Origin of the sequence: Actinosynnema sp. NPDC050436 (assembly GCF_040655415.1) — a bacterium.
In the GTDB taxonomy this organism is placed as follows: domain Bacteria; phylum Actinomycetota; class Actinomycetes; order Mycobacteriales; family Pseudonocardiaceae; genus Actinosynnema.
Genome location: NZ_JBFAJV010000006.1, coordinates 15,001 through 31,537 on the forward strand (window position 1 = coordinate 15,001; position 16,537 = coordinate 31,537).

Genomic DNA, 16,537 nt, shown 5'->3' on the forward strand with positions numbered 1-16,537 from the left:
GGCCGGGCCGAGGTGCCCGTGATGACCACCGGCGGCACCGACGACCGGCCCGGCGGCGCCTCGGCGGCCGGGCGCGGCACCGTCGCCGCCGCGACCGCCACGGCCGCCGCGACCGACGTCGCGGCCGGCACCCCGAACAGCGGCTTGCGGCTGCGCCGGGGCCGGTGCAGCGCCGCCGGCACCCGGCCGGGGGCGGGGGCGCGGTCCGCCTGCCGCGCCAGCGCGTCCCAGATCACGTCCTCGACGTCGTCCACAGCGCCTCCCTGACCCGCTCAGCCGCGCGCAGCGTCGCCGGCGCGCGGGAGATGTGAGTGCGGACGGTGCCCTCGGAGCACCCGAGCGCCGCAGCGACGTCCGCGTCGGCGCACCCCTCGTAGTAGCGCAGCACCACGGCCGCCCGCTGCTTGCGCGGCAGCCGCGCGATCCGCCGCAGCATCGCGTCCCGCTCGTCGTAGGCCCCGGCGAGGTCGGCCACCGGCGGGTCGATGCCGGTGATCGGCACGTGGTACCGGAACGCCGCCGCCACGACAGGAACTCGTTGGTGACCATCCGCTTGAGGTACGCGGCCGGCGCGTCGAGCCCGCCGATCCGCGCCCAGCGCTGCTGCGCCCGCAGCAGGCACTCCTGCACCACGTCCTGCGCGAGGTGCGGGTCTCCGGTCAACACCGTGGCGTACCGCAGCAACGGGGTGACCTGGGCGGTCGCGAACTCCTCGAAGCCCGTCGTCATACCCCTCCAATGCGCGGGCAGCCGGATTTGTTGACAATGACCTCGTGGGTCCCAGCAGCGACGTGCCCGCCCTGCGCCGGGGCCTGGCCGTGCTGCGCCTGCTGGCCGGGCGTCCCGGCCCGCTCTCCGCCGCCGCCGTGGCGCGCGAGCTGGGCCTGCCCCGGTCGACCACCTACCACCTGCTGGCGGAATTGGCGGAGGCCGGGTTCGCCACCCACTTCCCCGAGGAGCGCCGCTACGGCCTGGGCGTGGCGGCGTTCGAGCTGGGCTCGGCCTACCTGCGCCACGACCCGCTGGAACGCCTCGCCCGGCCGCTGCTGCGCCGGCTGGTGGACACCGTGGGCCGGACCGCGCACCTGGGCGTGCTGCACGGCGCGGAAGCGCTGTACCTGCTGCGCGAGCAGCCCCGGCAGCCGTCCACGATCGTGTCGGACGTGGGCGTGCGGCTGCCGTCGCACCTGACCGCGTCCGGCCGCGCGATGCTGGCCCGCCTGCCGGCCGCCCAGGTCCGGGCGCTGTTCCCGGGCGTGGCGTCGTTCGTGGACCGCACCGGCCGGGGCCCGGCCGACCTGCCCGCCCTGCGCCGCCTGCTGACCGCCGAGCGCCGCCGGGGCTGGGCGGTGGAGGACGGCTACGTGACGGCGGGTTTCGCCTCGGTGGCCGCCCCGGTCTTCGACCACGGCGAACGCCCGATCGCCGCGATCACGGTCACGTTCCGCCACGTGTGCGACGAGGAGTGCGGCGAGACCTGGCCGGACCTGGCAGCGGAAACCCTCCGCACCGCCGACGCCCTCACCGCCCGCATCGGCGGCCACCGCGCCGACCCCACCACCTGACGACCCGGGCACCCGGTGCCGGGGCTCGGAGCCGGGGGCCTCGCGGCTCACCACCGGAGCCCCGGAACGACGGCCGCCGGCCCACCCCGTGGGGTGGACCGGCGGCCGGTGGGCGTGCGACTAGATCTTGACGTTCTTCAGGAAGTCGGCGGCCACGTTCGCCACGGTCTCCTTGTCGATGTCGACCCGCTTCACCAGCTCCGCCAGGTTGACCGTGGTCAGCGCGGCGGACACCTTGTTCAGCGCGTCCTTGCCGGCCTGGTTCACCGCGTCCGCGCGGATCAGCGGGATGATGTTCTGGGCCGGGTACATGTTCTTCGGGTCCTTCAGCTCCACGAACGAGTTCGCCTTGATGTCGGCGGACGTCGTGTACAGGTTCGCCACCTGCGCCGTGCCGTCCTTCAGCGCGTCCACGGTGACCGGGCCGCCGGCGTCGGTGGTCTTGATCTCCTTGAACGTGACGCCGTAGAGCTCCTTGACCTTGTCCTTCCAGCGCTGGGCCCACTCGCCCGCCGCGCCCAGGACGTACTTGCCGTCACCCAGGTCGGCGATCGACGCCACGCCGGAGTCGGCGGTCTCCTTGGTGACCACCAGGACGTCCTTGTCCTCGGCGTCGGACTTGAACAGGACCTCCAGCCCGGACGGCGTCTTCTCCTTCAACGCCTTGTAGACGTCGTCGGACGCGGTCGTGGTGTTGGTCTTGTCGAAGTAGTTCAGCAGGTTGCCGGTGTACTCCGGCACCACGCCGAGCGACTTGTCCTGCAACGCCTTCACGACCAGCTCCCGCGCGCCGATGCCCGGCTTCACGGTCACCTTCGCGCCGGTGGCCTTGAGGGCCCCCGCGTAGATCTCGGCCAGGATCTTGTTCTCGGTGAAGTCGGCCGAACCGACCACGACCTCACCCGAGGCGGCCTGCTGATCGCTCCCGCTCAGGTCCTCTTTGGACCCGCACGCCGAGACGAGCAGCGCTGCCGCCGCGACGACGGCGGCCAACGTGCGCTTCATGCCGTTCTCCCTCTCCCACTTCACCGGTCTGCACCGACCTCGACCGCGCCGCCCGCCCGTGCCCGCCGACGCGGCCGGGCGGTCAGCCGCAAACCCCTGGGTATGACCAGCTTCCCGGCGGACGCCAGCAGGACGTCCACCACCACGGCCAGCAGTGCGATCAGGATCGCGCCGCCGATGACCTGCCCGTAGTCCAGGACCCGCAGGCCGTCGATCAGCGGGCGGCCCAGCGACTCGATGCCGACGTACGCGGCGACCGACGCGGTGGCGACCACCTGCAGCACGGCGTTGCGCAGGCCGCCGACCAGCAGCGGCAGCGCGTTGGGCAGCTCGACCTTCCACAACCGCTGCGCGCCGGTCATGCCCATGCCGCGCGCGGCGTCCACCACGCCGTGGTCGACGCTCTGGATGCCGGCGTAGGTGCCCGCCAGGATCGGCGGCACGGCCAGCACGACCAGGCCGATCAGCACGCCGAGTTGGCTGACGCCGACCACCAGGTACAGGAAGGTGACCAGGCCGAGCGTGGGCAGCGCGCGCAACGCGTTGCTGCCGCCGACCACCAGCAGCCCGCCGCGCCCGGTGTGCCCGACGTAGAGCCCGAGCGGCACGGCGAGGGCGGCGGCGCCGAGCACCGCGCCCAGGCAGTACAGCAGGTGCACGCCGACGCGTGCCGGGATCGACGTCGGCCCCGACCAGTTCACCGGGTCGGTCAGCCACGCCAGCGCGTCCGCGAAGATCATCGGCGACCCGCCCTCGTCCACGGCGTCAGCGCGTTGCGCAGGCCGACCAGCACCAGGTCCACCACCAGCGCCAGCACCAGGGTGAGCACGATGCCGACGATGATCGGCGCGAGGTAGCGCTGCCGGAAGCCGTCGGTGAACAGCGTGCCCAGCCCACCGGTGCCGATCAGCGCGCCGACGCTGACCAGGCTGATGTTGCTCACCGAGCCGACCCGCACGCCGGCCGCGAGCACCGGCACGGACAGCGGCAGCTCCACGGTCAGGAACCGCCGCCACGGCCGGAAGCCCATCGCGGTCGCGGCGGCCGTCACGTGGCCGGGCACCGCGTCCAGCGCCTGCACGACGGGGCGGACCAGCAGGGCGGTGGTGTAGACGGTCAGCGCGACCACCACGTTCACCGCGTCCAGCACCCTGGTGCCGATCACCGCCGGGATGATCACGAACAGCGCCAGCGACGGGATCGTGTACACGACGTTGAAGACGCCGACCAGGACGCCGTTGACCCGCCGGTACCGGTGGCACACCAGGCCGAGCACGACGGCGAGCACGACCGAGATCGCCAGCGGCACCAGGGACAGGTAGACGTGGTCGAGCAGCGCCGACCACAGCGCGGCGCGCGTGCCCGCGTCGCCGAGGTACTTGCCCAGGTCACCCACGGTGGCTCTCGATCACGTCGAGCACCTGGTGCGCCCGGACCACGCCGACGGACCGCCCGCCTGCGTCGACCACGACGCCCAGGCCGGACGGCGAGGACAGGGCGGCGTCGAGCGCGCCCCGGATCGGGCCGCCCTGCGCGTAGAGCGAACCGCCGGGCACGACGACACCGTCCGGCGCGCTCCAGCCCTGCGGTCGCTTGTCGCCGTCCACCAGCAGTTCCCAGCTCCCGGTGGCGGCGGAGGACTCGACGGTGTCGACCGCGCCGACCTCCACCCCGGAGGAGTCCACGAAGGACAGGCTGCGGTAGCCCCGGTCCTTGCCGACGAAGCCCGCAACGAAGTCGTCGGCGGGGCGGGTGAGCAGCTCGGCGGGCGGCGCGTACTGGGCGAGGATGCCGCCCTCGCGGAACACCGCGACCTTCTCGCCGATCCGCACCGCCTCGTCGATGTCGTGGGTGACGAACACGATCGTCTTGTCCAGTTCGGCCTGCAACCGCAGCAGCTCGTCCTGGAGACCTTCCCGGACCACCGGGTCGACCGCGCTGAACGGCTCGTCCATCAGCAGCACCGGCGGGTCGGCGGCCAGCGCCCGCGCGACACCCACCCGCTGCTGCTGGCCGCCGGAGAGCTGGACCGGGTAGCGGCGACCGAGCTCGGCGGGCAGCCCCACCAGTTCCAGCAGTTCCGCCGCGCGGGTGCGGGCGCGCGCCTTCGACCACCCGGACAGCAGCGGCACGGTGGCCACGTTGTCCAGCACGGTCCGGTGCGGGAAGAGGCCCGCCTGCTGGATGACGTACCCGATGCCCAGCCGCAGCTTCGGCGGGTCGACCGACAGCACGTCGCGGCCGTCCACCAGGACGGTGCCCGAGGTCGGGTCGATCATCCGGTTCACCATGCGCAGCGAGGTCGTCTTGCCGCAGCCGGACGGGCCCACGAAGACGGTGATCGTGCCCGCCTCGACCACGAGGTCCAGTCCGTTCACCGCGACCGTGCCGTCGTCGAAGCGCTTGGTCACGCCTCGGAACTCGATCACCCCGTGGTCCTCCCCGTCGGCGGTATCTGTCCGGTCGTTTCACGGCGTCGAACGACACTAGCCCGTTCGCCCGACCGTGGCACGGCGTTCCAGGATTCGGTCAGTAGGCTGCTCCGGTTGTGGCCACCGAACTAGTCCGCGCGCTGCTGGTCTCCCACGGCGCGCACGCCCGCAAGCTCCGGCACGTCCTGACACTGCTGGGTGATGACTGGCACACATTGGCCGACCTCGTCCGGGTGCCCGCCGTGCCCCGTCGCACCGTGCAGGACCTGGTGAAGGCGCTCGACACCGACGTCGAGACCGACGGGGACCGGTTCCGCATCGCGCCCGGCCGCACGGCCCTGTACCGGGAGTTCACCGTCGAGCCCGGACCGGAGGACCCGCTGCCGCCCCGGCACGGCGCGCTGCTCGACGCGGTGCGGGCCGACATCGCCTCGGTGCCGCCGCCGCTGGCCGCGCTCGACCACGTGCAGGCGACCCCCGAGACGGCGCTGAAGCGCGCGCTGTGGCTGGACTCCCACTACGAGCTGGCCAGCCGGACCCTGCTGTGCCTGGGCGACCACGACCTGACCTCGCTCGCGGTGTGCGCGGTGAACCCGGACGTCTCCGTGGTCGTGGTCGACGTGGACGACCGGCTGCTGGCCCACGTCGACGAGCGGTCCGGCGGCCGGGTGCGGACGCTGCACGCCGACTTCCGCTTCGGCCTGCCGCCCGCCGTGCTGGAGTCCTCGGACCTGGTGTTCAGCGACCCGCCCTACAGCCAGGAGGGCATGGCGCTGTTCGCCGGCCGCGCGGTCGAGTGCCTGGCCGACCCCGGGCAGGGACGGGTGCTGCTCGCGTACGGGTTCAGCGACCGCACGCCCGCGCTGGGGCTCAAGGTGCAGCAGGAACTGCTGCGGCAGGGCCTGGTGTTCGAGGCGATCCTGCCCGACTTCCACCGGTTCGACGGCGCGCAGGCCATCGGCAGCGCCGCCGACCTGTACGTGTGCCGGCCCACGTCGCGCCGCCCGGTCGCGGCCGGCCGGACCGCGATCTACACCCACGGGCCGCAGTCGGTGGAGGCCGACGGTCCGGGGTCCGAGGCGCTCCAGTCCCTCGTGGACCTCGCGCCCCGGCCCGAGTCCTCGCCGCCGCCCAAGCCGCGCGCACCCGGCTGGGCCGAGCCGATCGGCAAGGGCGCGGCGTCGCTCGCGGTCGACCTGTCCGGCGACCCCGGCCCGTGGCTGCTGCGCACGCTGCTGGCGTGCTCGCCCGGCCGAATGGCCGCGCTGGTCCCCAACAACCACCCGAACGTGTCATCGGCGGCCGGTCAGGAGGAGCTGACGTCCCTCGTGGACACCCGGTTCGCGCTGCGGTTCATGCGGTCCACCCCGAACGGCAAGCACTGCGTCGTGGTGGCCGACCAGGTGCTCGCGGGCACCCTCGACCCCGGCGGGCGGGTGGTGCGCGAGGTGCTCGCGCGCGCGCACGGCAAGCTCGGCAACGTGTGGCGGGAAGCGCTCACCACCGTGCTGCGGATCACCAAGCGCGAGGCGCGCGACCTGATCGGCGAGCACGACGACCTGGAGCACCGGCTGATCGACCTGCCCCGGCACCGGATCGCCGCGCTGCTGCCGCTGGTCCGGGCGTCGGCGGGGTAGTTCCGGAAACTTCCCCGGCCCCGGGTGGGCGGCGGTAGCTTGCGGGGCGACTCGCGTTCGGAGGTGCACGACGTGGATCAGGTGTGGTCGCCGGAGCCGCCGCACGGGCAGCAGCCGGAGGAGCCCGCCGGGGCGGCAGCGGTCGTGGCCGGGCTGCTGTTCCTGCCGGCCGTGACCTTCACGCTGGTGGCGGCGCTGACCGCGCGGGACGGCAGAGCGGAGTCCCTGGACCTGTTCGTCTCCGTGCCGGGGCTGTTGCTCGTCCCCGGGCCCCTCGGCGACATCGACTTCGCCATCACGCTGTCGAAGGTCGTCGGTCCCGTGGTGCTGGTGCTCGCGCTGCTGCTGGTGTCCCGCGTGCGGGGCGTGCGCTGGGCGCTGACCGGTCTGGGCGCGCTCTGCGGCCTCTACTACGGCTACGCGCTGATCAGGCTCCTCGTCGGTTTCGGCGCGCGGCTCGCCGTCCTGCCGATCGCAGCGCTGCTGTTCTGGGCGGTGCCGGCGGTGGTCGCCGCGCTGCCCGTGGTCGGCCGCGCCGTCCGCCGGGTCGCGCCGCAGCCGCACCGGGGCCGGCGGCGCTGAGCTAGCCGGCCTTGGGGATGTGCAGGGGGCCGAGCGCGAGCACGGCCCGGAACTCCTTCGGCGGCACCGGCCGGGAGAACAGCCAGCCCTGGTAGGCGTCCACGCCGACGCCGCGCAGCACGTGGAACTGGGTCGCCGTCTCGACGCCCTCGGCCACGCACTTGCGGCCCATCGCCCGCGCCATGTCCACCACGGCGCGGGCCACCGCGAAGTCCGAGGAGTCGTTGCCCACACCGGAGACGAACCGCCGGTCCACCTTGATGATCTGGGCGGGCAGGTCCTTGAGCCGGGCCAGCGACGAGTAGCCGGTGCCGAAGTCGTCCACCGCGAACCGGATGCCGCGCGCCACCAGCTCGTCCATCGACTGGCGCACCCGCGACGGCAGGTCCACCAGCGCGGTCTCCACCAGCTCCAGCACCACCCGGTCCCACGGGATGCCGGCCTCGGCGATCGCGTTGGCCACGATGTCCACGAACTCCGGGTCGCCGGGCACCAGGCCGGCCAGGTTCACCGCGACCGACACCGGCTGGTCGTTGGGCGCGGGCCAGGTCGACGCCTCCTTCAACGCCGTGCGCAGCACCCACCGGTCCAGCTCGCGCAGCAGGTCGCCCTGCTCCGCCACGGGCAGGAAGATGTCCGGCGGCAGCAGTCCCCGGTCGGGGTGCGGCCAGCGCACCAGCGCCTCGGCGGTCTGCACCGAGCCGTCCACGCCCACCACGGGCTGGAAGTGCAGCGCCAGGCCGTCGTGGGCCAGCGCGTCGCGCAGTTGGCCCTCCAGGTGCACCTGCCGGTCGGCCGAGGCGATCAGCGCCGCCGACGCCAGCGACACCCGGCCCGCGCCCGCCCGCTTCGCCTCGAACATCGCCGCGTCGGCGAAGCGCAGCAGGTCGTTTCCGGTCGCGCGGGAGCCGTTGGGCACCGCCGCGCCGATCGACGCCGACACCCGGACGAGCTGCCCGTGCACCGGCACGGCCGTGCGCAGCAGGCCCGCGACCCGGGTGGCCAGCGCGTCCACGCCGCCGACCAGGTCGATGTTCTCGCAGATGATCACGTACTCGTCGCCGGACAGCCGGGCCGCCGTGCAGCCCTCGGGCAGGCCGCCCTCCAGCCGCCGGGCCAGCGCCACCAGCAGCTCGTCGCCCGCGTCGTGGCCCAGCGAATCGTTGACCCGCTTGAAGTTGTCGATGTCGCAGAACAGCACGGCCACCCGCGAGCGGTTCTCCGACTCCAGCAGGGCCGCCAGCATCTCCTTGACCAGCGCCCGGTTCGGCAGCCCGGTCAGCTCGTCGTGCGTGGCCTGGTGGCGCAGCGCCTCGGACGCCCGGCGGCGCTCGGTGATGTCCTGGAACACCGTCAGCCAGAACCGGCGGCCGTCGTCCTGCACGGACAGCGCGATGTGCAGCTCGCAGTAGACCCGCTCGCCGTCCGGCCGGACCAGGATGCGCTGCGGGATCTTGTGCACCCGGTCCGCGCCGTCCAGGTGGATGCGGCTCACCGAGTCGAGCCGGTTCTCCTTGTCGTCCGGGTGGGTGAGCTGCTCGGCGGTCATCCCGCGCAGCTGCTCCAGGTCGATGCCGAGCAGGTCGCACAACGCGTCGTTGGCGTCCACCAGGCGCTCCGCCTCGTCGAACAGGCCGATGCCGACCGGCGTCAGCGACACCAGGTCGGCGAAGCGCTGGCTGGACCGCTTCATCCGGGTCTCGGCGGCGCGCTGCTCGGTGACGTCCTGCGCGGTGCCGACCGCGAGCGGGCGGTCGTCCGCGCCCCGGACCACGACGCCGTGGCTGCGGAACACCCGCACCTTGCCGTCGCGGCGCACGATCCGGTGCTCGAACTGGACCGGCACCTCGTCGGTGGCCAACTGCTGCCACAGCTCGTCCACCCAGCCCCGGTCGTCGGGGTGCACCAGGTCGAGGTAGGTCTGGTAGCGGGTGCGCTCCTCGCGCGGCACGCCGAACAGGTCGGCGAGCATGTCCGACCACACCACGTCGCCGGTCTCGAAGTTCCACTCCCACACGCCGAGCTGCGCCGCGCGCTGCGCGTCGGCCAGCCGCCGCCGGTCGTCGCGGAGCTGGACCTCCAGCGCGCGGGCCTCGGTGACGTCCTGGACGGTGCCGTGGAAGCGGTGCAGCCTGCCGCGCTCGAACTCGGGGCGCACCCGGCAGATGTAGACGCGCTCGCCGAACTCGCTGCGCACCTCCACCTCGAAGGTCTGCCCGTCCTCGGCGTCGGCCAGCGCGCCGCGCAGCTCCTCCAGCGCCGCCCGGTCGTCCGGGTGCACGCCGGAGAGCAGGTCGGCGTTCGGCGCGATGCCGAGGTCGGCGTACATCTCCAGCAGCACCTCGCTGCGGTGCACGGCCTTGGTCGGGACCTCGTAGCTCCAGCTCCCGATGCGCGCGATGCGCTGCGCCTCCAGCAGCCGGGCGCGCTCGGTCTCCAGGGCGCGGTCGGACCGCCACTGCGCGGAGATGTCCCGGATGTAGCCGGTGATGAACTGGGTCCGGCCGTCGGCTCTCAGCTTCGCCTCGGCAACACCTCGGATCCAGCGCAGCTCGCCGCTGGGCAGGACGATCCGGTAGACGATGTCGATCGGGTTGCCGTCCAGCTCCCGGTTCGCCCAGTAGCTGGCCACCATGTCGTGGTCGTCGGGGTGGACCAGGTCCAGCACCGCCTGCGCGCCCGGCACGACGTCGCCCGGCCGCACGCCCATCATCTCGTAGTGCGACTCCGACCAGACCGTGACGCCGGTCGTCGGGTCGTACTCCCACGAGCCGATCTGGGCGACCCGCTGCACGGTGCGCAGCCGGCGCTGCTCGTCGCGCAGGTCGTCGGCGGCCTTGGCCAGGTCCGACACGTCCACCAGCAGCACGGCGTGCAGGCCGGTGCCGGGCACCGGGTTGCGCACCACGCGGACCGGGAGCAGGCCGCCGTCCGCCTGGCGCAGCCTCAGGTCCGGGGGCTCCCCGACGAGCAGGTCCCCTAACGCCCGACCGACCAGGTCATCGGAGGAATGCGCTTTCGCGAGCAGCACGACGGCCGGGTTCGCCCGCATGACGACGCCCTTGGCGTCGCACAGCAGCGAGGGGGCCTCGGGCAGCGGGACCCCGCCGAGCGCGGTGGACGCCCCCGCAGGTCGCGCAGGGTCGAGCACCACTGGAGCGCGTCCAACCCGCTTGGGCACGGTCCCACCTTCCCGTGTCTACGGCAGGGATGAACCGGCCCGACCGCACCCGTAAACGCCAGTCCCTCTCAACGGGCAATATTCACCCGCGGAGAGGGACCGTATCGCTTCGGACCGTCATCGCCCACCCCTCTTCGGGCTAACGAAACAATCCGACGGGGGTTGCGGTGGTGCGATGAGCCGAATGGTCCAGGGGGCGGCCGGAGGTCTCCCAACTCCGACTGGGGGTCAGGCTACTCCGTCCTGCCGAGCTGCCAAGGCCACGGCCGTGGCCACTTCGGGTCCGACCCTGGGGTCCAGGGCGCTGGGCACGATCCGGTCGGCCGCGAGGTCGTCGGAGGCCACGGCGGCGATCGCGTCGGCCGCCGCCAGCTTCATGTTCTCGGTGATCCGGCGCGCGCCGGCGTCCAGCGCGCCCCGGAAGATGCCGGGGAACGCGAGCACGTTGTTGATCTGGTTCGGGAAGTCGCTGCGCCCGGTGGCGACGACCGCCGCGTGCCGGCCGGCCACGTCCGGGTGCACCTCGGGGTCGGGGTTGGACAGCGCGAACACGATCGAGTCGTCCGCCATGCCCGCGATCAGCTCCTCCTCCACCCGTGCGGAGGACACGCCCACGAACACGTCCGCGCCGCGCAGCGCCTCGGCGATCCCGCCGCGCAGCCCGCTGCCGTTGGTGACCTCGGCCAGCTCGGCCTTGACCGGGTTGAGCCCGTCCCGGCCGGCGTGCACGATGCCCCGCGAGTCGACCACGGTGACCTCCCCGATGCCCGCCGCGAGCAGGATCTTCGCGCACGCCACCCCGGCCGCGCCCGCACCGGACACGACGACCCGCTGGTTGCCGATGTCCTTGCCCAGCACGGTGTTCGCCCCCCGGAGGGCGGCGAGCACCACGACCGCCGTGCCGTGCTGGTCGTCGTGCATGACCGGCACGTCGAGGGCCTCGACCAGGCGCCGCTCCAGCTCGAAGCAGCGCGGCGCGGCGACGTCCTCCAGGTTGACCGCGCCGAACGACGGGCGCAGCCGGACCAGCGTCTCGACGATCTCGTCGACGTCGGTCGTGTCGAGCACCAGCGGGATCGAGTCGAGCCCGCCGAAGGTCTTGAACAGCGCGGCCTTGCCCTCCATGACCGGCAGCGACGCGCTCGCGCCGATGTCGCCCAGGCCGAGCACGGCCGTCCCGTCGCTGACCACGGCCACCAGGCGGTGCGCCCAGGTGTACTTGGCGGCCAGCGAGGCGTCGTCGGCGATCGCGCGGCTGACCCGCGCCACACCCGGCGTGTAGGCGATGGAGAGCGCGCGGGGGTCGGCCAGGGACGCGGTCGCGCCGATGCCCAGCTTGCCGCCCTCGTGGGCGCGGAAGATCTCTTCGTCGGTCAGCTCGGACGTCAAGGGCTGATCGTTCACTGCGGTCACGGGAAAGTCCTCCTGCGGTGCGCGAGTTCTCGGCGCACCGGGACCGGCGTTGTCACGCGGATCGACGGGGCCTGCCAGCGGGCCGTCCACGCGATCGGCGCGACGTCCCTGGAGCGGTGTGCGGGCAAGCATGACAGTGAACGGGGGCGGTGTCTGCGGCGGGGATCACATTCTTTTCGCAGGTCAGAGCCGGTTTCCCAGAACGTACGTCCGGTTTATTGCACCGACCGGTCGGTTTACGCAGGCAGGATCGGTCAAGAGCGGACCGCATCTAGGGTGAGCGCCATGCAGGCACGCGAGCTGAAAATTCCCGGCGCGTTCGAGTTCGTCCCCTCGGTGTTCCCCGACGAGCGGGGCCTGTTCGTGGCCCCGTTCCAGGAGGAGGCGTTCACGGCGGCGGTCGGGCACGGGCTGAGGGTCGCCCAGACCAACCACAGCAGGTCCAAGCGCGGTGTCGTCCGGGGCGTGCACTACGCGGACGTTCCACCCGGTCAGGCGAAGTACGTGCACTGCCCGCGCGGGCGGCTGCTGGACGTGCTGGTGGACATCCGGGTGGGGTCGCCGACGTTCGGCGAGTGGGACGCCGTGGAGCTGACGGAGCAGGCGTTCAACTCGGTGTACGTGCCCGAGGGGGTCGGCCACGCGCTGATGGCGCTGGAGGACGACTCGGTCACGTCGTACCTGTGCACCGAGGGCTACAACCCGAAGGCGGAACGCGGCCTCAACCCGCTCGGCCTCGGTCTGCCGTGGCCGGAGGGCGTGACGCCGGTGCTGTCGCCGAAGGACGCCGAGGCGCCGACGCTGGCCGAGGCGGAAGCGGCGGGCCTGCTCCCGTCGTACGCGGACTGCACCGCCTGGTACGACAAGCTCCGCCACTGACCCTCACCTCTTCGTCGGGTTCGGCTTCGTCGGGTTCAGCGCAGCCGGCCGGGGCGCGGCCAGAGGCGGAACCGGATCACCCCCAGCACCTCCGCCGCCCCCAGTGCGCGCGAGTCGGTCGAGGCGAACGGGTTGTCCCCCTCGACGTGCCACCTGCCGTCGACCGGCCGGACCGCCCGCTTGACCGAGAGCTGCCCCGGCCGGGCCGCCCACCGCACCAGCACGAGGTCGCCGGGCCGGGGCGGTCGTGATCGCCGCAGGACGACGACGTCCCCGGTCCGCAGGGTGGGGACCATGGACGGCCCGACCACCCGAACCAGCGGCAACGGGCTGTGCGCCGGCGGTGCCAACGATCACCTCCACCTGCTCGCGCGAAGCCCCCGGAGTAGGGTTCGACCCTGTCGGAGCATCCACTGTCAGGGAGGAACAATGCGACTTCTGTCGCACATTCTCCGCCGCCCGCTACTGGAGGCCACCGCGCACTGCGACCTCCCGTGCGGTGTCTACGACCCGGCGCAAGCCCGGATCGAGGCGGAGTCGATCAAGGCGGTGCAGGAGAAGTACCGGGCCAACGAGGACCCCGAGTTCCGCGAGCGCGCCATCCTGATCAAGGAACAGCGCAGCGAGCTCGTCAAGCACCACCTGTGGGTGCTGTGGACCGACTACTTCAAGCCCCCGCACTTCGAGAAGTACCCGGAACTCCACGACCTCTTCAACCGCGCCACCAAGGCCGCCGGCGCGTCCGGCACGAAGGGCTCGATGGACCCGGCGAAGGGGCAGGAGCTGCTCGACCTGATCGCCCAGATCGACAAGATCTTCTGGGAGACGAAGGCCGCGGCCTGATCTTCCGCGCGCTGAGACGGCGCTGACCGGCGGACACCACTCCGCCCGGTCGGCGCCGTTCTTCGTCTTCGGGGTTCCCGACAGCTCAGGTCGGTCCTGCCCCGGCCGAGGGCAGCGGGAGTGGCGACCTCTTGGAACCGGGTACCGATCTTCACCCCCGGCCGCCCGGAGCACGCCGATCCGCCCCCTCCGACCTGACATCTGCGGTGCAGGTACTCCCCACAAGCAAGGGGCGTCACCTCATCGTGTTCAAGAACAACCAACCGGCCGCCGCCATAGTCGACATCAAGACCATGGAACGGTTGCAGTACCTCGAAGCGCTGGAGGACGACCTGAAGCTCATCGCAGTGGCGTGGGCTCGCACCCTGACGGACTCCGGCGAACGGTACGACCTCGAAGACGTGGCGGCCGAGTTCGGGGTCGAGCTGGACGACTAGGACTGACCCATGGCCAAGGTCGTCCTCACCAGCGAGGCCCGCGAGGACTTGCGCGACCAGGACGGATCGGCAGGGAAGATAGTCCTGAAGGCGATCAACAAGCTCAAGGACGACCCCGGGAAGCGCGGCCAACCGCTGGGCGTGAGATCGGGGAGCGACCTGACCACGTTCCGGAAACTGGTCGTGGGGGATCGTGACTACTGCATCGTCTACCGGGTCGAGACCGATGGAACGATCGTCGTGGTCTGGGTCATCGGTCGCAGGGTCGATGACGAGTGCTACCGGTTGGCGGTCTCACGCCTGCGACTTCATGCCGACCGGCCCGCTGCGGATGCCGTCGAGAACTTGATGAAGCAGGCATGGGACTACAGCCCTGAGTGAGATGTCCGTCGGGCGAAGGCCCCGACCGACCCTCCGCCGCTCCGACGACATCTAGTGCCATCCACAGGCGCGCGGCACCACATCTGGCGTTTATGCACAGGCAAGCCCGTTCCGCACGCCTGAATCCGCCGACTTGTCCACAGAAACGACCCCAGTTATCCACAGGCTTCACCCCATAGGGTCACTGCCCTGACGCGGCGAACGCGAGCAACTCCTCGACCGCTCGCACAGGCCCGCCCCACGTCAGGTGACCGATGGCCAGGAGCGGCGCGTCGACCTGGGACCAGGTGCGCAGGCGGTCGGGGTCGAGGCCGTACGCGGTGGCGACTTGGGTGCAGCGCTCCTCGATGCTGCCCTTGCCCGCGACGTCCACCACGTAGTCCATCGCGTCGAAGCACGGGTCCCCGACGCACGTCTTCGGGTCGATGGCGATCAGGCCGCGCGCGCCGCCGTCCAGCACGTTGCCGGGGTGCAGGTCGCCGTGCAGCAAGACCTCGGTGGACGTGCTGTCGAGCAGCCGTTCGCAGCGCCGCACCGCCAAGCCCCAGACGTCGCGGTCGACGTGCGCCGCGATGGCGGGCTCCGACAGCCGCCGGCTGATCCGGGCGAAAGCCTCCTCCATCCGCCCGCGCAACGTCCGCTTGAGCCCCGGAGGCGGCGGCACGGCGTGCAGCGCCGCCATCAACTCCGCCCACTCCGCAGGCGACGCGTCCGCCTCGGTCCCCGGCACAACGGCCTCCACCAGCACCGCCCCGGCCTCGGCCGCCAGCACCCGCACCACCCGCCCGGACGGCGCGAGCGACCGCAGCATCTCGACCTGCTCGCCGAGGAACGCCTCGTCCGGCGTCAGCTTGAGCACCGCCGCCACCCCGTCGGCCGTCGCGGCCCGGATCGCCACCGAAGACGCCCCGTCGCCGTAGGGCTCCCCCAACACCAGCCCCCACCGCCCAGCCAACGCCGAGGCCCGCCCCGGAACGCCGGCACACCACCCCGCCACCCCGTCCCCGAACCGGAGTGACAGGCGCGCGGTCATGTCGTCAACGTTCATCGACCAAGTATCTATAGGTCAACGGAGTCAGGTTCTCCCGGACCACGCGCCACGGGTGGACCACGTGCAACGTGCCGCCGGACGCGCTCGGCGTCGGACCGCGTTCCAGCGCGATGGAGCTGACCACGGCCAGCATCGTGTTCGGGTACTCGCGCTCGTGCAGTTCGACCTCGTTCCGGGTGAGGATGACCTCGCTGTCCGGCCCCCACCGGCTGGTCGTCCCCTTCACCTCGACGAACAGGTGCTCCTCACCCCGCGTGGCGTCGAGGTCGTAGGACTCGCGCGCCCCGACATCCCGCACCCGGTACCCCAACTCGCGCAGGTGCCCGGCGGCCACCGCGACCGCCCGCTGCTCAACCGCCGACTTCTCCGGCGCGGTGAGTCGCATCCCCTGCCCACTGCGCCTGCCCGCCGAGCGCTCGCTCGCCACGATCGCGTCCGCCACCTCGGGCGACGGCTCACCCGGCAGGTCGACCCGCAGGTAGAGCGCGCTGAGCATGGACAGCATGTGCGCGAGGTCGCGCTCCAGCACCGTTTCCTCGGGGATCGCGCCGACGGCATAGCTGAACGCGGTGACCATTCCCGCCTCGTAAGCTTGCCCGAGCTTCCGCTTGCGTGACGGCAGGGTGAAGTCGTCCACCCGGTCCAGGCGGACTTCCAGGTGGTCGGCCAGGGCGGTCCGCGCCCAGTCGACGCGCAACCGCAGCTCGCTGTCGGGGCGTGGGCGGTACTCGCCGTTCACGACGTGCGTCGAGCCCTGCATCAGGGTCAGGTGGACGCTCGTCCCGTAGGCGTCGAACAGGTAGACGACGTACCAGCCCTCGGTCGCCGATCGGGAGTGTTCCGGCGAGTACACGCGCACCCAGGGGATTTCGCTCTTGCGGCCCATGTGGTCGCGGGCCTGGACCTGCAAGTCGCCGATCGGTAGAGGCAGCGTTCGGTTGGCCGCCACCGCGTGCTCACGCACCCAGTCAGCGATCCCACCTTGCACCAACTCGCCTCGGCGACGCATGGCGGGTGTGTGCGTGGAGTGGAAGTCGGCTTGGAGGCGTAAGACGTCCTCTAGAAGGTCTCGCACCCCATGGAACGTAGTCGATGTGATCTTCCGCAACAGCGCGTTCCCTTCTCCGACAC

Annotated in this window: 18 protein-coding genes and 1 pseudogene; 8 read left to right on the forward strand and 11 right to left on the reverse strand. The window is 72.2% G+C overall.

Annotated elements, in window-relative coordinates; translation table 11 throughout:
* The first annotated feature begins 21 nt into the window (after nt 1-21).
* Nucleotides 22-267, forward strand: a complete 246-nt coding sequence (locus tag AB0I60_RS16860; protein ID WP_360730710.1) for a hypothetical protein — start codon at nt 22-24, stop codon at nt 265-267.
* Here AB0I60_RS16860 and AB0I60_RS16865 read toward each other — a convergent pair.
* Nucleotides 233-526, reverse strand: coding sequence for a sigma factor-like helix-turn-helix DNA-binding protein (locus tag AB0I60_RS16865; protein ID WP_360730712.1), 294 nt, complete (start codon nt 524-526; stop codon nt 233-235). The genes AB0I60_RS16860 and AB0I60_RS16865 overlap by 35 nt on opposite strands.
* Nucleotides 527-567: 41 nt before the next feature.
* Nucleotides 568-729, reverse strand: a pseudogene (locus tag AB0I60_RS16870) (sigma factor); the annotation flags it as partial.
* A 44-nt stretch (nt 730-773) separates the two neighbouring features.
* On the opposite strand from AB0I60_RS16870, the gene AB0I60_RS16875 reads away from it, so the two are divergent.
* On the forward strand, nt 774-1,565 hold the full coding sequence (locus tag AB0I60_RS16875; RefSeq protein WP_360730716.1) for an IclR family transcriptional regulator: 792 nt from the start codon (nt 774-776) through the stop codon (nt 1,563-1,565).
* Nucleotides 1,566-1,685: 120 nt separating this feature from the next.
* Here AB0I60_RS16875 and AB0I60_RS16880 read toward each other — a convergent pair whose 3' ends face one another.
* The 4 genes from AB0I60_RS16880 to AB0I60_RS16895 are packed head-to-tail and all read right to left on the reverse strand — an operon-like array spanning nt 1,686 to nt 4,999.
* Nucleotides 1,686-2,570, reverse strand: a complete 885-nt coding sequence (locus tag AB0I60_RS16880) for an ABC transporter substrate-binding protein (RefSeq protein ID WP_360730719.1) — start codon at nt 2,568-2,570, stop codon at nt 1,686-1,688.
* Nucleotides 2,571-2,590: 20 nt separating this feature from the next.
* A complete protein-coding gene (locus tag AB0I60_RS16885; protein ID WP_360731333.1) occupies nt 2,591-3,310 on the reverse strand; it encodes an ABC transporter permease subunit in 720 nt (239 codons plus the stop codon).
* Complete coding sequence (locus AB0I60_RS16890; protein WP_360730722.1) at nt 3,307-3,966, reverse strand: ABC transporter permease; 660 nt, start codon at nt 3,964-3,966, stop codon at nt 3,307-3,309. The genes AB0I60_RS16885 and AB0I60_RS16890 overlap by 4 nt, the downstream gene beginning before the upstream one ends.
* Nucleotides 3,959-4,999: an ABC transporter ATP-binding protein gene (locus tag AB0I60_RS16895; RefSeq protein WP_360730725.1), complete on the reverse strand. Its 1,041-nt coding sequence runs from the start codon at nt 4,997-4,999 to the stop codon at nt 3,959-3,961. Before AB0I60_RS16895 ends, AB0I60_RS16890 begins: the two co-directional genes overlap by 8 nt.
* Nucleotides 5,000-5,118: 119 nt before the next feature.
* On the opposite strand from AB0I60_RS16895, the gene AB0I60_RS16900 reads away from it, so the two are divergent.
* Nucleotides 5,119-6,639, forward strand: a complete 1,521-nt coding sequence (locus tag AB0I60_RS16900; RefSeq protein ID WP_360730728.1) for a bis-aminopropyl spermidine synthase family protein — start codon at nt 5,119-5,121, stop codon at nt 6,637-6,639.
* Between the two features lie 72 nt (nt 6,640-6,711).
* Nucleotides 6,712-7,221 (forward strand): hypothetical protein, encoded by a 510-nt coding sequence (locus tag AB0I60_RS16905; protein WP_360730730.1) that lies wholly within the window; start codon nt 6,712-6,714, stop codon nt 7,219-7,221.
* A 1-nt stretch (nt 7,222) separates the two neighbouring features.
* On the opposite strand, the gene AB0I60_RS16910 is transcribed toward AB0I60_RS16905, so the two are convergent.
* On the reverse strand, nt 7,223-10,402 hold the full coding sequence (locus AB0I60_RS16910) for an EAL domain-containing protein (protein WP_360730733.1): 3,180 nt from the start codon (nt 10,400-10,402) through the stop codon (nt 7,223-7,225).
* Nucleotides 10,403-10,630: 228 nt separating this feature from the next.
* Nucleotides 10,631-11,815 (reverse strand): NADP-dependent malic enzyme, encoded by a 1,185-nt coding sequence (locus tag AB0I60_RS16915; RefSeq protein WP_360730735.1) that lies wholly within the window; start codon nt 11,813-11,815, stop codon nt 10,631-10,633.
* Nucleotides 11,816-12,100: 285 nt separating this feature from the next.
* On the opposite strand from AB0I60_RS16915, the gene AB0I60_RS16920 reads away from it, so the two are divergent.
* Nucleotides 12,101-12,694, forward strand: a complete 594-nt coding sequence (locus AB0I60_RS16920) for a dTDP-4-dehydrorhamnose 3,5-epimerase family protein (protein ID WP_360730738.1) — start codon at nt 12,101-12,103, stop codon at nt 12,692-12,694.
* 35 nt (nt 12,695-12,729) lie between these two features.
* Here the strand turns inward: AB0I60_RS16920 and AB0I60_RS16925 are convergent, their stop codons facing one another.
* On the reverse strand, nt 12,730-13,044 hold the full coding sequence (locus AB0I60_RS16925; RefSeq protein WP_360730741.1) for a S24/S26 family peptidase: 315 nt from the start codon (nt 13,042-13,044) through the stop codon (nt 12,730-12,732).
* Between the two features lie 79 nt (nt 13,045-13,123).
* Here AB0I60_RS16925 and sodN point away from each other — a divergent pair, with 79 nt between their 5' ends.
* From sodN to AB0I60_RS16940, 3 genes are all read left to right on the forward strand, one after another.
* Complete coding sequence (sodN, locus tag AB0I60_RS16930; protein ID WP_360730744.1) at nt 13,124-13,537, forward strand: superoxide dismutase, Ni; 414 nt, start codon at nt 13,124-13,126, stop codon at nt 13,535-13,537.
* A gap of 245 nt (nt 13,538-13,782) precedes the next feature.
* A complete protein-coding gene (locus AB0I60_RS16935; RefSeq protein WP_360730746.1) occupies nt 13,783-13,974 on the forward strand; it encodes a hypothetical protein in 192 nt (63 codons plus the stop codon).
* 9 nt (nt 13,975-13,983) lie between these two features.
* Complete coding sequence (locus AB0I60_RS16940) at nt 13,984-14,355, forward strand: type II toxin-antitoxin system RelE/ParE family toxin (RefSeq protein WP_360730749.1); 372 nt, start codon at nt 13,984-13,986, stop codon at nt 14,353-14,355.
* Nucleotides 14,356-14,536: 181 nt separating this feature from the next.
* Here AB0I60_RS16940 and AB0I60_RS16945 read toward each other — a convergent pair whose 3' ends face one another.
* Together AB0I60_RS16945 and AB0I60_RS16950 are read right to left on the reverse strand one after the other, a co-directional pair.
* On the reverse strand, nt 14,537-15,403 hold the full coding sequence (locus AB0I60_RS16945; RefSeq protein WP_360730752.1) for an aminoglycoside phosphotransferase family protein: 867 nt from the start codon (nt 15,401-15,403) through the stop codon (nt 14,537-14,539).
* Complete coding sequence (locus AB0I60_RS16950) at nt 15,393-16,370, reverse strand: DUF3578 domain-containing protein (protein WP_360730755.1); 978 nt, start codon at nt 16,368-16,370, stop codon at nt 15,393-15,395. Before AB0I60_RS16950 ends, AB0I60_RS16945 begins: the two co-directional genes overlap by 11 nt.
* Nucleotides 16,371-16,537 lie beyond the last annotated feature (167 nt).